This window comes from Pseudomonas sp. PDM03 (genome assembly GCF_014852385.1).
Classification (GTDB): Bacteria; Pseudomonadota; Gammaproteobacteria; order Pseudomonadales; family Pseudomonadaceae; genus Aquipseudomonas; species Aquipseudomonas migulae.
The window spans coordinates 287375-306606 of record NZ_JACVBM010000002.1 but is presented as its reverse complement, the minus strand read 5'-3'; the positions used below and the strand labels follow the sequence as shown (position 1 = coordinate 306606).

Below are 19232 nucleotides of genomic sequence, written 5' to 3'. Positions count from 1 at the left end.
GTTCCTCAGCGCTACGCCCATTTTGGGCCCGTTCGTCACTGGACAGATGGATGACTCAAACAAAAACGGCGACCCGAGGGTCGCCGTTTTGCATTGCGTGAAGCCTTATGCCGCGCTGAACAGTTTGTGTGGATCGATCACAAACTTCTTCGGCACGCCGGCATCGAACTCACCGTAGCCCTGAGGCGCTTGATCCAGGCTGATCACCTGAACGCCCACCACTTCGGCGATGTTGATGCGATCCCACATGATCGCCTGCATCAGCTGGCGGTTGTACTTCATCACCGGGGTCTGGCCGGTGTGGAAGCTGTGGGATTTGGCCCAGCCCAGACCGAAGCGAATGCTCAGACTGCCCATTTTCGCGGCCGCGTCCACGGCACCCGGGTCTTCAGTCACGTACAGGCCTGGGATACCGATTTTGCCGGCTACCCGAACCACACCCATCAGCGAGTTGAGCACGGTGGCCGGAGCCTCGTGCTTCACGCCGTCATGGCCGTGACCGCGCGCTTCGAAGCCCACGGCGTCGATGGCGCAATCCACTTCTGGCTCGCCCAGCAATGCGGCGATTTGTTCGTGCAGTGGGGTGTCCAGGGACAGGTCGGCGATTTCGAAGCCCTGCGCCTTGGCGTGCGCCAGGCGAACGGTGTTGACGTCACCGACGATGACCACTGCCGCACCCAGCAGGCGAGCGGAAGCGGCAGCCGCCAGACCAACCGGACCGGCACCGGCGATGTACACCGTGCTGCCCGGGCCAACGCCAGCAGTCACTGCGCCGTGGTAACCGGTCGGCAGGATGTCGGAGAGGCAGGTCAGGTCGCGGATTTTTTCCATCGCGCGATCGCGGTCAGGCAGTTTCAGCAGGTTGAAGTCAGCGTACGGCACCATCGCGTACTCAGCCTGGCCGCCGGTCCAGTCGCCCATGTCGACGTAACCGTAAGCACCGCCCGGACGTGCCGGGTTAACGCTGAGGCAGACGCCGGTGTGCATTTCCTTGCAGGAACGGCAGCGCCCGCAAGCCACGTTGAACGGAACGGACACCAGGTCGCCGATCTGCAGGTTCTCGACGTCGCTGCCCTTCTCGATCACTTCACCGGTGATTTCGTGACCCAATACCAGACCGGTTTGAGCAGTGGTACGACCGCGCACCATGTGCTGGTCGGAACCACAGATGTTGGTGGAAACCACGCGCAGGATCACGGCGTGGTTGATCTTCCTGCCACGCGGGTCCTGCATTTTCGGATAGTCGATTTTCTGTACTTCGACCTTGCCAGCGCCGAGATACACCACACCACGATTGCCAGACATGCTTTCACCTCGCTGTTGTTTTTATGTAATAGCCGCGTCGCCCAGGATCGGCGGCGCGTTGATTGCTCGGGTTATTGCCTGTGTGTCTTGTGTTGCTTGTAAGGGCCTCATCGTCGGCAAGCCGGCTCCTACAGGGGATCGCGTCCGTTGCCGAATTTTGTGGCGGCCCTCAATCCCTGTAGGAGCCGGCTTGCTGCGGGCGGCGTTCCGACGATGGGCTGCGAAGCAGCCCCAAAATCTAAAGAACGACGGTGCGATTGGCGTTCAAAAACACCCTTCTTTCGATGTGATACCCAACCGCTCTGGCCAACGTCAGCCCCTCGATATCCCGCCCCTTGGCGATCAAATCTTCCGGGTAATGACTGTGGTCCACCACCTCCACGCCCTGGGCGATGATCGGGCCTTCGTCCAGGTCGTTGTTGATGTAATGCGCCGTGGCGCCGACCAGCTTCACGCCCTTGTTGTAGGCCTGGTGATACGGCTTGGCGCCTTTGAAACCGGGCAGCAGGGAGTGATGGATATTGATCGCCTTGCCATCGAGCTTGCGGCACAGCTCCGGCGACAACACCTGCATGTAGCGCGCAAGGATCACCAGTTCGGCGCCGGATTCTTCGATCACCTGCAACACCTGGCGCTCTTGCGACGGTTTGTCGTTCGGGTCGAGCGGGAAGTGGTAGTACGGAATCTGGTGCCAGTCGGCCAACGGCTTGAGGTCCGGGTGGTTGGAAACCACGGCGGCGACGTCCATCGACAACTGGCCGATGCGTTGGCGGTAGAGCAAATCGTTGAGGCAGTGATCGGCCTTGGAGACCATGATCACCACTTTCGGGCGGTGATGCGGCGGGGTCAGCTCGAAGATCATGCCGAACGCCTGGCCACGCTCTTCCAGCCCTGCGCGGAAGGCTTGTTCGTCGAAGCCGTCTGGCTGACGGAATTCCACGCGAATGAAGAAACGACCCGAGAGCCGGTCATCGAACGAATGGTGCTCGGTGACGTAGCAGCCCTGCTCGAACAGAAAGCGGGTCACCGCGTCCACGGTGCCGAGGACGCTTGGGCAGTCGGCGGTCAGAATCCATGTGTCTGGGGCGCGGCTCATAGTGCGGTGACTCCTGTTGTTATGGGCAACCGCTGCGCGGTTGATCGCCAGCAAGCCGGCTCCTACAGGTCAGATGAACAACATGTAGGTGCCGGCTTGCCGGCGATAAAATCTCAGGCCTGAACGCTAAGCCCGTACTCGGCCGCCGCATCCTGCAACCACAACCACCAGTAATCCGAGAAGCTGCGACGGATCAGCAGTTCCCAGGTGTCTTCGGCGGTGTGGCGGATCACCAGTTGCGATTTGGCAAACACGGTGCCGACAGCCTTGCCGACCGGGAAGCTGTTGGGGTGTACGTCGTAGCTGGTGGACTTCATCAGCACCTGGCGCACGTTCGGACCGCTCAGTTCGAGGATCTGCTGGCCACCGCTGACGTTGACGATCTGGATGTGCAGGTCGCCCAGCGCTTCACGGAGCTTTTTCTCGGCGGCAAATTCTTCGCCGGTCGGCACGATCAGCAAATACTCATCCGGCCCCATCCATTGCAGGCTGGTTTCGCCCTTGACGATGACGGTCAGCGCGCTCGGCAATTCGATGCCCAGGGCCTTGTGCACGCCAGCGGCGAACGCGGCATCGTGGCCATCGCCACGGATGGTCAGGTGGCCGAGGAGTTTTTTCTCACGCACGATCACGCCGGCGTTTTTGCGACCCTTGCCGACCAGGCTGGCGAGGTCGGCATGATGCAGCGACGACTCGGCCTTGGCCCCGGTGGTTGGGCGTTGTTGGTAAACATTGGCTGCGGTCATAAAGCACCTGTTCCTGAATTCTGTTGATGGTGCGGTTGCCTCCTGTAGGAGCCGGCTTGCTGGCGATCCAGACGACGCGGTGTATCAGGTGCACCGCGTTATCGTTCATCGCCAGCAAGCCGGCTCCTACAGTCCTAACCACATCCGGCAATCACACGTTCTGGCGATCGCCTTTCGGATCGAAGAACACCGAAGAAACGATTTCCGCCTCGATCACGCTGCCATCGGCCAGCGGTGCGAATACGCGCTCGCCGATCCGCTTCAAGCCGCCCTTGACCACGCCCATGGCAAACGAATAGCCGAGGGAGTTGTGCAGATAGCTGGAGGTGACGTGACCGACCATCGTCATCGGGATCGTCTGCTTGGTGTTGAACACCAGTTGCGCACCTTCCGGCAGCCATTTGGTCGGATCGATCGGCTTCAGGCCCACCAGTTGTTTACGTTGATCACGCACGCAGTCTTCGCGGTTCATGCCACGCCAGCCGATCCACGAGAACGGTTTGGTGCGACCGACACACCAGCCCATGTTCAGGTCGTCCGGGGTCATCGAGCTGTCAGTGTCCTGACCGACGATGATGAAGCCCTTCTCCGCACGCAGGATGTGCATGGTTTCGGTGCCGTACGGCGTCAGGTTGTACTGCTTGCCGGCCTCGGCGATTTTTTCGAGCACGCCCATGGCGTAGTCGGCTTGCACGTTGACTTCGTACGACAGCTCACCGGTAAACGAGATCCGGAACACACGCGCCGGTACACCGCCGACCAGACCTTCTTTCCAGGTCATGAACGGGAAGGCTTCGTTGCTCAGGTCGATGTCGGTGACTTCGCTGAGCAGCTTGCGGCTGTTCGGCCCGGACAAGGTCATGGTTGCCCAGTGATCCGTCACGGAAGTGAAGTACACCTTCAGCTCTGGCCATTCGGTCTGTGAGTAGATTTCCAGCCATTGCAGCACGCGCGCAGCGCCGCCGGTGGTGGTGGTCATCACGAAATGGTTGTCGGCGAGGCAAGCGGTGACGCCGTCGTCGAAGACCATGCCGTCTTCTTTACACATCAGGCCATAACGCGCCTTGCCCACGTCGAGCTTGGTCCAGGCGTTGGTGTAGACGCGGTTGAGGAACTCACGCGCATCCGGGCCTTGAATGTCGATCTTGCCGAGGGTCGACGCATCCAGCAGGCCGACGCTGTCGCGCACGGCTTTGCATTCGCGTTTCACGGCGGCGTGAATGTCTTCACCGTTTTTCGGGAAGTACCAAGGACGTTTCCACTGACCGACGTCTTCGAACTCGGCGCCGTTCTTCACGTGCCAGTGATGTAGCGCAGTGAAGCGTACAGGTTCGAAGATGTGCCCACAGTGACGGCCGGCCACGGCGCCGAAAGTCACCGGCGTGTAGTTCGGACGGAACATGGTGGTGCCCATCTGCGGGATGGTCACGTTCAGCGAACGGGCGGCAATGGCCAGGCCGTTGACGTTGCCGAGCTTGCCCTGGTCGGTGCCGAAGCCCAGTGCGGTGTAGCGTTTGACGTGTTCGACCGACTCGAAGCCCTCGCGGGTCGCCAGTTCGATGGCGGCGGCGGTGACGTCGTTTTGCAGGTCGACGAATTGCTTCGGCGCACGTGCGGTGTTCTTTTCGTGCGGCACCTGGAACAGCGCCAACGTAGGCTCTTCCAGACGGCTCAGGGCTTTCGGCAAGGTGCCTTCGACCACACTGAAACCGGCTTCGCTGGCTGCACGAGCGCCGCCTTCAAAACCGTCGGCCAGCGAATCGCCGAGGCCGTAAACGCCGTTGATGCCACCGACGCACACGCGTTTCTGCGGTGCTTCGCCCGGCACGAAACCGAGGATGTCTTCACGCCAGATTGGCTTGCCACCCAAGTGCGAAGCCAGGTGAACCACCGGGCTGTAACCGCCGGAACTGGCGATCAGGTCGCAATCAAGCCACTCGCCTGGGCTGGTCACGGCGTGGGCTTTGACGTCGATCGCGGCAACGCGAGCGGCGGTCACGTGCTTGCTGCCACGGGCCTCGATCACGGCGCTGCCGGTCAGGATGCGAATGCCTTTGGCGCGGGCTTCTTCCACCAGCGCACCACGTGGGTTGCTGCGGGCGTCGGCGATGGCCACCACTTGCAGGCTGGCGTCGAGCCAATCCAAAGCAACGCGGTAGGCGTGATCGTTGTTGGTCGACAGCACCAGTTTTTTACCCGGTGCCACGCCGTAGCGACGGACGTAAGTCGACACAGCGCCGGCGAGCATGTTGCCCGGCACGTCGTTGTTGCCGTAGACCAGTGGACGCTCGTGAGCGCCGGTCGCCAGCACCACACGCTTGGCGCGAACCCGGTGGATGCGCTGACGCACCTGGCCAATCGGGGCGCGGTCGCCGAGGTGATCGGTCAGGCGCTCGTGGATGGTCAGGAAGTTATGGTCGTGGTAGCCGTTGACCGTGGCGCGCGGCAACAGCAGCACGTCCGGGGTGTTCTTCAGTTCGTCGAGGACGCTGGCGACCCATTCCACGGCAGGTTTGCCGTCGAGGCTTTCGCGGGAGTCGAGCAGGCTGCCGCCGAACTCTTCCTGCTCATCAGCCAGAATGACGCGAGCACCGCTGCGAGCGGCTGCCAAAGCAGCGGCCAGGCCAGCCGGGCCACCGCCGACGATCAGCACGTCGCAGTGCTGGTTCATGTAGTCGTAGGTGTCCGGATCGTTCTCGGTCGGCGAGCGGCCAAGACCGGCAGCCTTACGAATGTACTTCTCGTAAGTCATCCAGAACGATTGCGGGTACATGAAGGTTTTGTAGTAGAAGCCCGGCGGCATCAGCTTGCCGCCGACCTTGCCGAGAATCCCCATCATGTCGTTATTCACGCTCGGCCAGCCGTTGGTGCTGGTGGCGACCAGGCCCTGGTACAGCGCTTGTTGCGTGGCGCGTACGTTCGGGATTTGCGTGGCTTCGGTCGCGCCGATCTGCAGCACGGCGTTCGGCTCTTCGGCACCGGCGGCGAAGATGCCGCGCGGACGGGAATACTTGAAGCTGCGACCGATGATGTCGACGCCGTTGGCCAGCAGTGCAGCGGCCAGGGAATCGCCTTCAAAGCCTTTGTAGGTCTGGCCGTTGAAGGTGAAGCTCAGCACTTTGTTGCGGTCGATCCGTCCGCCGTTGGACAGGCGATTGATCTGGCTCATACCTTCTCTCCCAGAGCCGTCGTAGCCGCTTTCGAGCTATCGGTCTTGTCGGTGAATTGTGGCTTGGTGCCGATCTTGTAAGTCTCGAGAATCTCGTAGGTCACGGTGTCGCGGGTGACGTTGAAGTACTGACGGCAACCGGCAACGTGATCCCACAGCTCGTGGTGCAGGCCGCGAGGGTTATCGCGGAAGAACATGTAGTCGCCCCACTCCTCGTCGGTGCAGGTGTTCGGATCCAGTGGACGCGGGATGTGCGCCTGGCCGGATGCGTGGAATTCCTCTTCAGAGCGCAGCTCGCCGCAGTGAGGACAGAAGATATGCAACATGGGGATTTCTCCTGTTAGTGGGCAACCGCAGCAGCGCCGTGTTCATCGATCAACGCACCGTTGTGGAAACGGTCGATGGAGAAAGGTGCGGCCAATGGGTGCATTTCACCCTTGGCCAGGCTCGCGGCAAACACGTTGCCCGAACCAGGTGTTGCCTTGAAGCCACCGGTGCCCCAACCGCAGTTGAAGAACATGTTCGGGACCGGGGTTTTCGAGATGATCGGGCAGGCATCCGGCGTGGTGTCGACGATGCCGCCCCACTGCCGGTTCATGCGTACGCGGGACAAGACCGGGAACATCTCGACGATGGCCTGGATGGTGTGCTCGATCACCGGGTACGAACCACGCTGGCCGTAGCCGTTGTAGCCGTCGATACCGGCGCCGATCACCAGGTCGCCCTTGTCGGACTGGCTGATGTAACCGTGTACGGCGTTGGACATGATCACGCTGTCGATAATCGGCTTGATCGGCTCGGACACCAGCGCTTGCAGCGGGTGGGATTCGATCGGCAGACGGAAACCGGCGAGTTTGGCCATGTGCCCGGAGTTACCGGCGGTGACCACGCCGACGCGCTTGGCGCCGATGAAGCCCTTGTTGGTTTCAACGCCGATGCACACACCGTTTTCCTTGCGGAAACCGATCACTTCGGTCTGCTGGATCAGGTCCACGCCGAGAGCGTCAGCGGCACGGGCAAAGCCCCATGCCACGGCATCGTGACGAGCCACGCCGCCGCGACGCTGGACGGTTGCGCCCATCACCGGGTAGCGAGTGTTCTTGGAGCAGTCGAGGTACGGAATTTCGTCCGCTACTTGCTTGGCATCGAGCAGCTCGCCGTCCACGCCGTTGAGGCGGTTGGCGCTGACCCGACGCTCGGAATCACGAATGTCCTGCAGGGTGTGGCACAGGTTGTAGACGCCGCGCTGGGAGAACATCACGTTGTAGTTCAGGTCCTGGGACAGGCCTTCCCACAGTTTCATCGCGTGTTCGTACAGGTGCGCCGACTCGTCCCACAGGTAGTTGGAGCGAACGATGGTGGTGTTGCGCGCGGTGTTACCGCCGCCCAGCCAGCCTTTTTCGACCACGGCCACGTTGGTGATGCCGTGTTCCTTGGCCAGGTAGTAAGCCGTGGCGAGACCATGCCCGCCACCGCCGACGATGACCACGTCGTAGACCTTTTTAGGGGTCGGCGTGCGCCACATTTTCTGCCAGTTTTCATGATGGCTGAGGGAGTGTTTGAAGAGGCCGAAGCCCGAGTAGCGTTGCATAGTCATTTACTCCAAAACCGCGCTCAGCGATAAACCGGGAAGTCCGCGCACAGGGCCGACACTTGCTGCGCGACGTTCGCTTCGACATCGGCGTCGCCGAGGTTGTCGAGGATGTCGCAGATCCAGCCGGCCAGCGTGACGCACTGGGTCACCTTGAAGCCGCGAGTGGTCACCGCAGGGGTGCCGATGCGCAGGCCGGAAGTGACGAACGGCGACTGTGGATCGTTCGGGACAGCGTTCTTGTTCACAGTGATGTGGGCGCGACCGAGTGCTGCATCCGCCTCTTTGCCGGTGAGGCCCTGACGAATCAGGCTGACCAGGAACAGGTGGTTATCGGTGCCGCCGGACACTACATCGTAGCCGCGTTTGATAAATACGCCGGCCATGGCCTGGGCGTTATCGATCACTTGTTGCTGGTAAGCCTTGAAGCCTGGCTCCAGCGCTTCCTTGAAGCACACCGCTTTACCGGCGATGACGTGCATCAGCGGGCCGCCCTGGGCACCCGGGAATACGGCTGCGTTGAGCTTCTTCTCTATTTCTTCGTTGGCCTTGGCCAGGATCAGGCCGCCACGCGGACCGCGCAGGGTCTTGTGGGTGGTGGTGGTCACCACGTCGGCGTACGGCAGTGGGTTCGGGTACAGGCCGGCAGCGACCAGACCGGCAACGTGGGCCATGTCGACGAACAGCAGCGCACCGACCTTGTCCGCGATCTGACGGAAGCGTGGGAAGTCGAGGGTCTTGGAGTAAGCCGAGAAACCGGCAACGATCATCTTCGGCTTGCACTCGACGGCCAGGCGCTCGACTTCGTCGTAGTCGATCAGACCGGTCTTGGTGTCGATGCCGTACTGCACGGCGTTGTACAGCTTGCCCGAGGAGGAAACCTTGGCGCCGTGGGTCAGGTGACCGCCGTGGGCCAGGCTCATGCCCAGAATGGTGTCGCCGGCTTGCAGCAGGGCCAGGTAAACGGCGCTGTTGGCCGAAGAACCGGAGTGTGGCTGCACGTTGGCGTAATCGGCGCCGAACAGTTGCTTGGCGCGTTCGATGGCCAGCGCTTCAACCTTGTCGACGTGCTCGCAGCCACCGTAGTAGCGCTTGCCCGGATAGCCTTCGGCGTATTTGTTGGTCAGACCGCTGCCCTGCGCTTCCATGACGCGTTTGCTGGTGTAGTTTTCGGACGCGATCAGCTCGATGTGATCTTCCTGGCGTTGCTCCTCGGCATTCATCGCCGCCAGCAGTGCATCGTCGTAACCCTTGATCTGGTCTTGCTTGCTGAACATCGCGTCTCTCCCAGCGGCATCTGTGCGCCATTCGTCTCGGTAAGGCACGGCGTTTCGGCAGTGCCCTTTGATAGCGATGGTATGACCGGCGCAGACAGGTCAAATGCCTACGGACGCCACGCAAAGGTGCGTTTACGACATGGCGGGAAATGGCATGCCGAACACGCCCCCCGAACCAGCACAGATCCCCTGTAGGAGTGAGCCTGCTCGCGATAGCGGTGTGTCAGGCAACATCAATTTTGGCTGTGATGGCCTCATCGCGAGCAGGCTCGCTCCCACAGGGGTTATGCGATGACCTGGCGGACGAGTAGTAGAAGCAGGAAATGCGCGGGATAGAGCGCATACGCCCAACGCCGCATCGGCGGTGGCTTGATATGTCGCGCATGTCGCAACAAGAACAACCCGAGCCATGGCGCGATCAGACAAATGGCAATGCCGAGGATCGCCGCACTGTTACCCAGCCGGGCGGAGTAATACAGCACCTCCCACTGATTGGCGGCCAGACAGATCAACCCCGGCAACAGGCTGAAATACCAGGGTCGCTTGATCACCAGCAACCTCGCCAGCGGCAACAACACACCAAAAACGCCGAACATCAGGTATTCCGTGAACACCGCTGCCAGCAATAAGGCAGCGACTGCGAGCAAGCGCGATGGCAGCGCCTTCTGCTGCCAGCCACGCGCGACCAACAGCCCAAGCGCCAGCGTAGGCAGCACGTTCAAGGTGTCGGGATCGGGGATGAACATCCTGTAAGGGATTTCGCTGATAGCACTAAACAGAATCAACCAGCCCAGATACCGCCATTGATGTGTGACTTGTCGTGAACGCGACAGGTTCGCCGCCATTGCCAGACAGAACCACGGAAACGCCAGGCGTCCGGGCACATACAGCAGATCGAGGGAATAACCGACATATCGCAGGTGATCGAGCACCATGCTCAGCAGCGCCAGCCACTTGAGCAGATCCAGTGCCCCATCCCGTTGAGTCATGTGCATAATCGCCCGTCGTCTTTGTATTTTTCTGTCAGACGCATCCTGTGTGCTCGCCGGATGATCTTCGGTAAAGTGCGCACCATCATTGACCACGAGACGCTTCACCATAAGCGTCCCGACCACGGAAAGCAGGGCCATGACCGATAAGAGCCAACAATTCGCCAGCGACAACTATTCCGGTATCTGCCCTGAAGCCTGGGCGGCGATGGAACAGGCCAACCACGGCCACCAGCGCGCCTACGGCGACGATGAATGGACCGCTCGCGCGTCCGATGATTTCCGCAAACTGTTCGAAACCGACTGCGAAGTGTTCTTCGCCTTCAACGGCACCGCCGCCAACTCCTTGGCCCTGTCGTCGCTGTGCCAGAGTTACCACAGCGTGATCTGCTCGGAAACCGCCCACGTCGAAACCGACGAATGCGGCGCGCCGGAGTTCTTTTCCAACGGCTCCAAGCTGCTGGTCGCCCGCACCGAGAACGGCAAGCTGACCCCGGAATCGATCCGCGAAGTGGCCCTCAAGCGCCAGGACATTCACTACCCGAAACCGCGCGTCGTGACCCTGACCCAGGCCACCGAAGTCGGCAGCGTCTACACCCCGGAAGAAATCCGCGCCATCAGCGCCACCTGCAAAGAGCTCGGCCTGAACCTGCACATGGACGGCGCGCGCTTCTCCAACGCCTGCGCATTCCTCGGCTGCACACCGGCCGACCTGACCTGGAAGGCCGGCGTTGACGTGCTGTGCTTCGGCGGCACGAAAAACGGCATGGCAGTGGGTGAAGCGATTCTGTTCTTCAACCACAAACTGGCCGAAGACTTCGACTACCGCTGCAAGCAGGCCGGGCAACTGGCCTCGAAAATGCGCTTCCTCTCGGCGCCGTGGGTCGGGATCCTGGAAAACGACGCCTGGCTCAAATACGCCCGCCACGCCAACCATTGCGCTCAACTGCTGGCGGAACTGGTCAGCGATATCCAGGGCGTGGAGCTGATGTTCCCGGTGCAGGCCAACGGCGTGTTCCTGCAACTCTCGGAACCAGCCATCGCCGCACTGACCGCCAAGGGCTGGCGCTTCTACACCTTCATCGGCAACGGCGGCGCACGTTTCATGTGCTCTTGGGACACCGAGGAAGAACGCGTACGTGAATTGGCAGCGGATATTCGCGAAGTGATGTCCCGCTAACAACACAACCCCTGTAGGAGCCAGCTTGCTGGCGATTGCCGCAACGCGGTGCACCTGACACACCGCCATCGCCAGCAAGCCAGCTCCTACAAATTCCCGCCCTACCTCCCATTCCGCGTACGACACAAAACCTGTAGGAGCCAGCCTGCTGGCGATCCAGACGACGCGGTGTGCCTGACACACCGCCATCGCCAGCAAGCCAGCTCCTACAAATACCCGCCCTACCTCCCATTCCGCGTACGACACAAAACCTGTAGGAGCCAGCCTGCTGGCGATCCAGACGACGCGGTACACCCGACACACCGCCATCGCCGGCAAGCCGGCTCCTACAAATTCCCGCCCCACCTCCCATTCTGTGTACGACACAAAACCTGTAGGAGCCAGCTTGCTGGCGATCCAGACGACGCGGTACACCCGACACACCGCCATCGCCGGCAAGCCGGCTCCTACAAATCCCCCGCCCCGCCCCCATTCTGTGTACGACACAAACCCTGTAGGAGCCAGCTTGCTGGCGATCCAGACGACGCGGTACACCCGACACACCGCCATCGCCGGCAAGCCGGCTCCTACAAATCCCCGCCCCACCTCCCATTCCGTGTACGACACAAAACCTGTAGGAGCCAGCTTGCTGGCGATCCAGACGACGCGGTACACCTGACACACCGCCATCGCCAGCAAGATGCACCACGCATGTTGGTCTACATTGAAGCGCTCAGATAACAATAATCAGGAGCGCACGCATGTCCCTTCAAGGCAAAACCCTGTTCATCACCGGCGCCAGCCGCGGGATTGGTCGTGAGATCGCGCTGCGGGCCGCACGCGATGGGGCCAACATCGTGATTGCAGCCAAAAGTGCCGAGCCGCACGCCAAATTGCCGGGCACGATTTTCAGCGTCGCAAAGGAAGTCGAAGCCGCCGGCGGCAAGGCGCTCGCCCTGCAGGTGGATGTGCGTGATGAAGTCGCGGTGCGTGAAGCACTGGCCCAGGCCAACGAGCATTTCGGCGGCATCGATGCGCTGGTCAACAACGCCGGCGCGATCAAGCTGACCGGGGTTCAGCACATTGAGCTCAAGCGCTTCGACCTGATGCATCAGATCAACACCCGCGCCGTATTGCTGTGCAGCCAGGCAGCCCTGCCTTACCTGAAGAAAAGCAGCGGTCATATTCTCAACCTGTCACCGCCACTGAACCTGGCAACCAAATGGTTCGCCCAATACAGCCCGTACACCGTGACCAAATACGGCATGAGCATGCTCACGCTGGGCATGAGCGAGGAATTCAAGAATTACGGGATCAGCGTCAATTCGCTGTGGCCGCAGACCATGATCGCCACCGCCGCCATCGAGTTTCAGCTAGGCTCGCGTGAATCCTTCAAGCACGCGCGCACGCCGGAAATCATGGCGGATGCCGCCCACGTTATTTTGAGCAGCGCAGGACGCAGCCTGACCGGGCGTTTGTTGATCGACGAGGAAATACTGCGGGAAAACGGCGTAACCGAATTCGAACACTATCGATTCGCCCCTGACAGCAGCGAAACGCTGATGCCGGATCTGTTTATCAATTGAGATATCCACAACCCTTGTAGGAGCGAGCCCTGCTCGCGATGAACTTAAAGACGCCGCGTTTATCCAGAATGCATGCGTTATCGTTAACGTCCATCGCGAGCAGGGCTCGCTCCTACAGGGATCATTCGGCAGCTTTTAGAACTCGATTCGCACGTCGCCCTTCGGCACGCTGCAGCACGACAGGATGAACCCTTCCGCTTCGTCTTCCTCGGTGATCCCGCCGTTGTGGTCCATCTCGACCTCGCCACCCAGCTTCATCACCTTGCACGTACCGCAGATGCCCATGCCGCAGGCCTTGGGAATCAACAGACCGAGCTTGGCCGCCGCCGCATGCACGGTTTCACCCGGCGCCACGCGAATGCTCTTGCCGGAAGCCGTGAATTCCACTTGATGCAGATCCGCCACGTCGACTTCCGGCGCATCCGCCGCTTGTTCGGCTTGCTCCACCGCATCGGCGCGGGCTTCCGGTGGCGTGGCACCGAAGGACTCTTCGTGATAGCGCTTCATGTCGAAGCCAGCGGCCTCGAGCATGCGCTTGACCGCGTTCATGTACGGCGTCGGGCCGCAGCAGAAGACTTCGCGCTCCATGAAGTCCGGCGTCATCAGCTCGAGCATCTTGTGGTTCAGATAACCGCGATAACCGGCCCATGGCTCACCCAGACCGTGCTTCTCGCAGATCAGGTGCAGGCTGAAGTTATCGATCCGCGATGCCATGTGTTCCAGCTCACGGTGGTAAATGATGTCTTTCGGGGAGCGGGCGCTGTGGATAAACACCATGTCGACGTTGCCGTTGGTGTCGTAGAACCAGCGCGCCATGGACATGCAAGGCGTGATGCCGACGCCGCCACTGAGGTACAGGACCTTGGGCGCGGGAAAATCCATGGCGTTGAACAGCCCGACCGGGCCGTGAACCGCCAGTTCCTGGCCTTCATGCAGGGTGTCGTGCAGCCAGTTGGAAACCTTGCCACCTGGCACGCGCTTGATCGTGACCGAAAAGCTGTACGGCACCGACGGCGAGCTGGAAATGGTGTAGGAGCGCATGATAGGCACGCCTTCGATTTCCAGCTCCAGGGTGACGAATTGCCCCGGTTTGAAGAAGAACAGGATCGGCTGGTCGGCCATAAAGCAGAAGGTGCGCACATCCCAGGTTTCCTGGATGACTTTGACGCAACGGACGATGTGTCGGCCATTGGCCCAGGTCTGGGTGGTTACCGGATTCAGGAAGCTGTTGGACATGCTGTTCTCCACCGCCGATGGTCGGCCTTATGTTGACGATTCTGCGTATAGCGCAGATCACCCATTTACCTATCTGCGACATTCACATACTTATCGCGACCAGCCCCCAACTGCCGGGGGTTACGCGTCGGGAACAGATTGGGCCATGTCGCCCATGGATAAGGTTCCGGGCAACGCCGGCCCCACACTCGCCCCATACCAAGACATAACCTTTACACCTTGCGTAGCAAACCTGATTAGCCACTTTCGCCGGCCACACAGAATGGCCTTGAGGATTAAATGATGGACGTCACTACTACCCTGAGCCTGGGCGATCCACTGGAACCCGCACGCAAGGCCACCGCGCAGATGCTGCAAGAGCGCGAACGCACCTTCTCGCTGCCGCAGCCGTTTTACTCTGACGAGCGGCTGTTTGATATCGACATGCAGGAGATCTTCCAGAAAGAGTGGTTGATCGCCGGCATGACCTGCGAGATCCCGACCAAGGGCAACTACCTGACCCTGCAAGTCGGCAAGAACCCGATCATCGTGATTCGCGGCGCCGAAGGCGTGGTTCACGCCTTCCACAACGTCTGCCGTCACCGTGGTTCGCGGCTGTGCACCAGTGAAAAAGGCAAGGTCGCCAAGCTGGTCTGCCACTACCACCAGTGGACCTACGAGCTGGACGGCCGCCTGCTGTTCGCCGGCACCGAGATGGGCGCCGACTTCGACATGAAGCAATACGGCCTGAAACCGGTGAACGTGAAGACCGCCGGCGGCTACATCTTCATCAGCCTGTCGGAGAATCCGCCGGCCATCGATGACTTCCTGTCGACGCTGAACCATTACATGGAACCGTACGACATGGAGAACACCAAGGTGGCTATCACCACCACCTTGATGGAAAAGGCCAACTGGAAGCTGGTGCTGGAAAACAACCGCGAGTGCTACCACTGCAACGCGTCGCACCCGGAACTGCTGAAAACCCTGCTGGAATGGGACGACGTCACCGACCCACGCGCCGACCAGGCGTTCAAGGACCACGTCGCCGCTTCCGCCGCAGCCTGGGAAGCCGAGAAGATTCCTTACGCCCACGCCAGCTTCGGCCTGCGTAACCGTATCGTGCGCATGCCGTTGCTCAAGGGCACCGTGTCGATGACCATGGACGGCAAACAGGGTTGCGCCAAACTCATGGGCCGCATCAAGAACCCGGACCTGGGCTCGATGCGCATCCTGCACCTGCCGCACTCGTGGAACCACTGCATGGGCGACCACATCATCGTCTTCACTGTGTGGCCGATCAGCGCGCAGGAAACCATGGTCACCACCAAGTGGATCGTGCACAAGGACGCGGTCGAAGGCGTCGACTACGACGTGGAGCGCATGCGCCAGGTCTGGGATGCCACCAACGACCAGGACCGTCGCCTGGCTGAAGAAAACCAGCGCGGGATCAACTCAACCGCGTACCAGCCTGGGCCTTACTCCAAGACCTATGAGTTTGGTGTGGTGAACTTTGTGGATTGGTACAGCGAGCGTCTGCTGAACAACCTCGGCGCCGAGCCTGCGCCTTACCTCAAAGGGGTTCCGGTTCAGGGGTAAAGATCAAAAGCATCGCGAGCAAGCTTGCTCCTACAGGTCCGGGTCGTTCACAAAATGGGTGTACACCTCGATCCTCTGTAGGAGCAAGCTTGCTCGCGATGGCGCCATCCCTCACAACACATCCCCTTCTGACTCTCCACGACCTTAGAACTGTACGAAATATGATCTATTCCGTTCAGCGCTATACCCTCCGTGGCTTCCAGCCTTCCGCAAACAAGTTATCCACACCTCCACCCACAGCTAATGGGGACAAGTGTGCGAGGCTCCCAAACTTTCTCCACAGAAACCGAAGAAAATCCGTGACTTATCCAGAAGCAGGGTTTTGAACAGCAACTGGTTGTTTTTTAACCTAACACTTGAAAGCCACGCAATACGTGGGCTGCAGCGGATGGCGAACACCTTATCCACAGAAGCGCCAACAGACTTTGGGGGCAACTTCGCCGACTCTGTGGAAAACCGCCGAAACCCGCGATAAATCAGGGTTTACGCGAGGTTCGCCCCTCCAATCTGGCAAATTGATCATTTTTTAATCATGCAGCTAACAGGCCCGGTTTATATGGCCTGTAGCGGACAGCGAACATCTTATCCACAGAAGCGCCAACAGAGATTGGGGGCAAGTATTGGCGAACGAACAGACTTATCCTCTGGAAAAAGCCCGAAAAAACCGCAACTTAGGCTGGTTGTTTTTTGTACGAAGGCTTGCAGGGCTTGATTCGTATGGCGTGCAGCGATGGGCGAACACGTTATCCACAGAAGCGCTAACAGGGATTGTGGGTAACCGTGATCAAACCCTGTTGAAACAGGACAAGCCCGAAGCAATATCCAGATTCAACTCGTAATCATTGAATGCACGCCATCCGAGCAAAATCGACGGCACGTACTGCCCAAGCAGCATCGACGGCGGGATCGTAAAGTCCGGGTAGTACTTGTAGGCGATCAGACGGGTACGCCCGGACAAGCTCAACTCGCCCCTGAAGATCTGGTGGTGCGGCTTATCGATGACATGAACAGGTGAAGCGCCGGGCGAGGCGGATGTCAGGTAATCCACATTGCCGGTGTCGATAATCGCCACGGTCGCACGCCGATCCAGCCGCGCAGCAATGGTCAATCGTTGATTGATATCGATACGGACGAAGGTGACCGGCGAATCACATCGTGTGGGCGCCGCAGCGTTGATCTCCAGCGTCTTTTTCGTAATGTTCAATCGTCCCAGCTTACCGATCAGGTCGAGCCCCAATAAGTTATCCCGATCACTGACAAACACCAGGACGTTCCTGAACTCGCTAGCACCGATCTTCAGGGACTCAAGGATTCCGAGCTTGGCCGCCAGGTCCCGCTCGCCGTAGAAGGTGCTGTAGCCGTAATCAGAGTCGGTCAGGAGCTTGATGCCCATCTGCTTCGCGGTTTCGCTGTTGACCCGGGTTTGCGGGGCGCCCGTGTCGAGGATGAACCGCTCCGACACGCCGTTGGCGGCTCTTACATCGAGGTACGGCAGCACCTCATTCGTCTCGCGGCCATCATTTGGGGAAGGATGAATCGGCAGAACTTCGCGTCGCGGTGATCTTGTCAGCGAGAAATCGGCGACCTGGCGCAAGGTCGCGATCGATTCATTGCCGAACATGGAGAATAACGCGCTGAGCTCAGGGTCATTGGCGATGGCCTGAGCGTGGCGTTGCTTGATTGCCAGGTAGTAATCGGGCAGCTGGTTGGCGGCCTTGGTCTCGAACATTCTGGCGAGAACGGTGACTGAACAATTGAGGTTTTTATCAGGCGCCAACACCTGATCGCAGTGTTGCTTCATCTGTGTCAGGGAGGCGTGCCGGCCCTGCGCAGAGTCGATCCATTGATAGAAATCCGGATCGCCCTGGCGGGTTTCAGCGGCCGCAGCCATCACAACCAGCATCACGCCACAGATCAGACATGTCTCACGCCGACTGACCGTGTTCATCGGCAACCCATTCCTGAAAACGAGTTTTATGAATCAGCGCTGCTGCCGCCTCGGGCCGCTCATTAAGAAATGTAGCTCACTAGGGCCACTGCATGAGGTAAGCGTCGCCGGTCACCCGAATCATCGGGTGTGGCGTGATCTGGCAGGTATCGACGATGCGGAAACCATGCCGCTCATAGAAACGACGGGCGCCGGTGTTGACGGCGTAGTCGATCAGGCTCAAGCCCTTGAGCCCCAACTGGCTCGCGCGTTCGTGAGCGTGGGCGAGGAACTGCTTGCCAAGGCCCTGGTTGCGCCAGCCTTCATGCAGCGCGAGGCTGGAGATGTAGAGCGTGTCGGGGATTTCCATGTCGGCATACGGCGCCAGCACCGGGTCGGTCGTGGGCTCGGCCAGCGGATCGTGGCGCATCACATAGCTGTGCATCATGCCGATGACGTGGCCGTCAGCCTCGGCGATGAGGCAGTTCTGGTAGGAGAAATCCACGTCGTCACGGGCGTAACGCAGGGCGCCGACGTCCAACAGATCCTGGCCGGGTTCGGCGATTTGGCTCCAGATGTAATCCGAAGCGCCCTCAGAGGAAATCTGGAACAAACGGGCAATTTCCCGCGCGTCCGCGCGCAGGGCCGAACGAAATTTGACGGTCATTAAACTTTCCCCCTGTGGGAGCGAGCCTGCTCGCGATAGCGGTGGATCAGTCGCCGATGATATTGACTGACCCACCGCTATCGCCGGCAAGCCGGTCTCGCTCCCACATTTGATCTGTGCTGAGTGTTGGTTAGCGGACCACGCCTTCTTCGATCAGCAATTTGAGAATCGCTTCGGCACCCGCTTGCGCCGTGACGCCTTTGAGCACCTGCCCGCCGCCGCCACTGGCCTTGGCTGTCGCCGCTTTCATCCGGTCCGCGCCGCTTTTGGCCTTGATCACCTTCAAGCGTTTAGGCCGAGGTTTGGCCGGTTGCAGCGTCGATACGGCCAGCAACGCATCATCGATCACTTCAACTTCATCCGCCTGCAACACACCACGCCGGGCCGGGCCGTACGCGCTCTGACGAGGCTTCGGCGCCGCGTTATCCACAGTCGCCAGGAACGGCAGCCGCACCTTCAAACGACGGCGCTGACCACGGGGCAACGCTTGAAGGACAAGCGCCGAACTGCCATCGATGGATTCAACCTGAGCCAGCCCGACCACCAGCGGCCAGCCGAGGTTTTCCGCCAGCAGGAACGGCAGCATGCCCGAGCCTTCGCCGGTTTCTGCCTGGCTGCCAGTCAGCACGACTTGTGCTCCGGCATCGCGCAAATAGGCGGTCAACGCCGGCAAGGCATCGGCACCGGATGGTTGCTCCAGCACATGCAGTTGTTCCAGGCCCATGCCCAGATAGGCGCGCAGCGCAGGCTCCGCGACGTCGCCGGCATGCAGCACTTGCAGGTTATCCCCAGCCAGTTGCAGACCCAGTTCCACCGCCCGCGCATCCTGCTCCGCGCGACGTGGCCGGCCGGAGGTCGGGTGGGCGCCGATGGACACCAGGCTGATGATTTTCGTGCTCATAACCC

Annotated in this window: 15 protein-coding genes; 3 read left to right on the top strand and 12 right to left on the bottom strand. The window is 60.4% G+C overall.

Features of this window, described 5'->3' with window-relative positions; genetic code table 11:
* Positions 1 to 105: 105 nt before the first annotated feature.
* The 8 genes from fdhA to IB254_RS06245 form a co-directional block, all read right to left on the bottom strand.
* Positions 106 to 1305, bottom strand: coding sequence for a formaldehyde dehydrogenase, glutathione-independent (gene fdhA, locus IB254_RS06280; protein ID WP_008035029.1), 1200 nt, complete (start codon positions 1303 to 1305; stop codon positions 106 to 108).
* Positions 1306 to 1543: 238 nt separating this feature from the next.
* Positions 1544 to 2401: a formyltetrahydrofolate deformylase gene (gene purU / locus IB254_RS06275; protein ID WP_008035031.1), complete on the bottom strand. Its 858-nt coding sequence runs from the start codon at positions 2399 to 2401 to the stop codon at positions 1544 to 1546.
* A gap of 113 nt (positions 2402 to 2514) precedes the next feature.
* A complete protein-coding gene (locus tag IB254_RS06270; RefSeq protein WP_008035033.1) occupies positions 2515 to 3147 on the bottom strand; it encodes a sarcosine oxidase subunit gamma in 633 nt (210 codons plus the stop codon).
* A 151-nt stretch (positions 3148 to 3298) separates the two neighbouring features.
* On the bottom strand, positions 3299 to 6316 hold the full coding sequence (locus IB254_RS06265) for a sarcosine oxidase subunit alpha (protein WP_192416779.1): 3018 nt from the start codon (positions 6314 to 6316) through the stop codon (positions 3299 to 3301).
* Positions 6313 to 6642 carry a sarcosine oxidase subunit delta gene (locus tag IB254_RS06260; protein ID WP_008035036.1) on the bottom strand — a complete coding sequence of 110 codons (330 nt, stop codon included), beginning with the start codon at positions 6640 to 6642 and terminating at the stop codon, positions 6313 to 6315. Before IB254_RS06260 ends, IB254_RS06265 begins: the two co-directional genes overlap by 4 nt.
* Before the next feature lie 14 nt (positions 6643 to 6656).
* Positions 6657 to 7907, bottom strand: a complete 1251-nt coding sequence (locus IB254_RS06255; RefSeq protein WP_007947735.1) for a sarcosine oxidase subunit beta — start codon at positions 7905 to 7907, stop codon at positions 6657 to 6659.
* A gap of 23 nt (positions 7908 to 7930) precedes the next feature.
* Positions 7931 to 9184: a serine hydroxymethyltransferase gene (gene glyA, locus IB254_RS06250; protein WP_008035038.1), complete on the bottom strand. Its 1254-nt coding sequence runs from the start codon at positions 9182 to 9184 to the stop codon at positions 7931 to 7933.
* 284 nt (positions 9185 to 9468) lie between these two features.
* Entirely contained in the window at positions 9469 to 10179 is a 711-nt protein-coding gene (locus IB254_RS06245) for a TraX family protein (protein WP_192416778.1), read from the bottom strand.
* A gap of 133 nt (positions 10180 to 10312) precedes the next feature.
* Here IB254_RS06245 and IB254_RS06240 point away from each other — a divergent pair, with 133 nt between their 5' ends.
* Together IB254_RS06240 and IB254_RS06235 are read left to right on the top strand one after the other, a co-directional pair.
* A complete protein-coding gene (locus tag IB254_RS06240) occupies positions 10313 to 11353 on the top strand; it encodes a low specificity L-threonine aldolase (protein ID WP_008035042.1) in 1041 nt (346 codons plus the stop codon).
* Positions 11354 to 12093: 740 nt separating this feature from the next.
* Positions 12094 to 12918 (top strand): SDR family oxidoreductase, encoded by an 825-nt coding sequence (locus IB254_RS06235; protein ID WP_192416777.1) that lies wholly within the window; start codon positions 12094 to 12096, stop codon positions 12916 to 12918.
* A gap of 135 nt (positions 12919 to 13053) precedes the next feature.
* On the opposite strand, the gene gbcB is transcribed toward IB254_RS06235, so the two are convergent.
* Positions 13054 to 14154, bottom strand: a complete 1101-nt coding sequence (gene gbcB, locus IB254_RS06230; protein WP_192416776.1) for a glycine-betaine demethylase subunit GbcB — start codon at positions 14152 to 14154, stop codon at positions 13054 to 13056.
* Between the two features lie 282 nt (positions 14155 to 14436).
* On the opposite strand from gbcB, the gene gbcA reads away from it, so the two are divergent.
* Complete coding sequence (gene gbcA, locus IB254_RS06225; RefSeq protein WP_192416775.1) at positions 14437 to 15732, top strand: glycine-betaine demethylase subunit GbcA; 1296 nt, start codon at positions 14437 to 14439, stop codon at positions 15730 to 15732.
* Positions 15733 to 16516: 784 nt separating this feature from the next.
* On the opposite strand, the gene IB254_RS06220 is transcribed toward gbcA, so the two are convergent.
* The 3 genes from IB254_RS06220 to IB254_RS06210 form a co-directional block, all read right to left on the bottom strand.
* Positions 16517 to 17680 carry a retropepsin-like aspartic protease gene (locus IB254_RS06220; RefSeq protein ID WP_192416774.1) on the bottom strand — a complete coding sequence of 388 codons (1164 nt, stop codon included), beginning with the start codon at positions 17678 to 17680 and terminating at the stop codon, positions 16517 to 16519.
* 79 nt (positions 17681 to 17759) lie between these two features.
* Positions 17760 to 18326, bottom strand: a complete 567-nt coding sequence (locus IB254_RS06215; RefSeq protein ID WP_192416773.1) for a GNAT family N-acetyltransferase — start codon at positions 18324 to 18326, stop codon at positions 17760 to 17762.
* Positions 18327 to 18456: 130 nt separating this feature from the next.
* Entirely contained in the window at positions 18457 to 19227 is a 771-nt protein-coding gene (locus IB254_RS06210; RefSeq protein ID WP_192416772.1) for an electron transfer flavoprotein subunit beta, read from the bottom strand.
* Positions 19228 to 19232 lie beyond the last annotated feature (5 nt).

Coding starts and splice junctions, on each gene's coding strand:
- fdhA (WP_008035029.1), bottom strand. CDS start 1,305: ATGTCTGGCAATCGTGGTGTGGTGTATCTCGGCGCTGGCAAGGTCGAA.
- purU (WP_008035031.1), bottom strand. CDS start 2,401: ATGAGCCGCGCCCCAGACACATGGATTCTGACCGCCGACTGCCCAAGC.
- IB254_RS06270 (WP_008035033.1), bottom strand. CDS start 3,147: ATGACCGCAGCCAATGTTTACCAACAACGCCCAACCACCGGGGCCAAG.
- IB254_RS06265 (WP_192416779.1), bottom strand. CDS start 6,316: ATGAGCCAGATCAATCGCCTGTCCAACGGCGGACGGATCGACCGCAAC.
- IB254_RS06260 (WP_008035036.1), bottom strand. CDS start 6,642: ATGTTGCATATCTTCTGTCCTCACTGCGGCGAGCTGCGCTCTGAAGAG.
- IB254_RS06255 (WP_007947735.1), bottom strand. CDS start 7,907: ATGCAACGCTACTCGGGCTTCGGCCTCTTCAAACACTCCCTCAGCCAT.
- glyA (WP_008035038.1), bottom strand. CDS start 9,184: ATGTTCAGCAAGCAAGACCAGATCAAGGGTTACGACGATGCACTGCTG.
- IB254_RS06245 (WP_192416778.1), bottom strand. CDS start 10,179: ATGCACATGACTCAACGGGATGGGGCACTGGATCTGCTCAAGTGGCTG.
- IB254_RS06240 (WP_008035042.1), top strand. CDS start 10,313: ATGACCGATAAGAGCCAACAATTCGCCAGCGACAACTATTCCGGTATC.
- IB254_RS06235 (WP_192416777.1), top strand. CDS start 12,094: ATGTCCCTTCAAGGCAAAACCCTGTTCATCACCGGCGCCAGCCGCGGG.
- gbcB (WP_192416776.1), bottom strand. CDS start 14,154: ATGTCCAACAGCTTCCTGAATCCGGTAACCACCCAGACCTGGGCCAAT.
- gbcA (WP_192416775.1), top strand. CDS start 14,437: ATGGACGTCACTACTACCCTGAGCCTGGGCGATCCACTGGAACCCGCA.
- IB254_RS06220 (WP_192416774.1), bottom strand. CDS start 17,680: ATGAACACGGTCAGTCGGCGTGAGACATGTCTGATCTGTGGCGTGATG.
- IB254_RS06215 (WP_192416773.1), bottom strand. CDS start 18,326: ATGACCGTCAAATTTCGTTCGGCCCTGCGCGCGGACGCGCGGGAAATT.
- IB254_RS06210 (WP_192416772.1), bottom strand. CDS start 19,227: ATGAGCACGAAAATCATCAGCCTGGTGTCCATCGGCGCCCACCCGACC.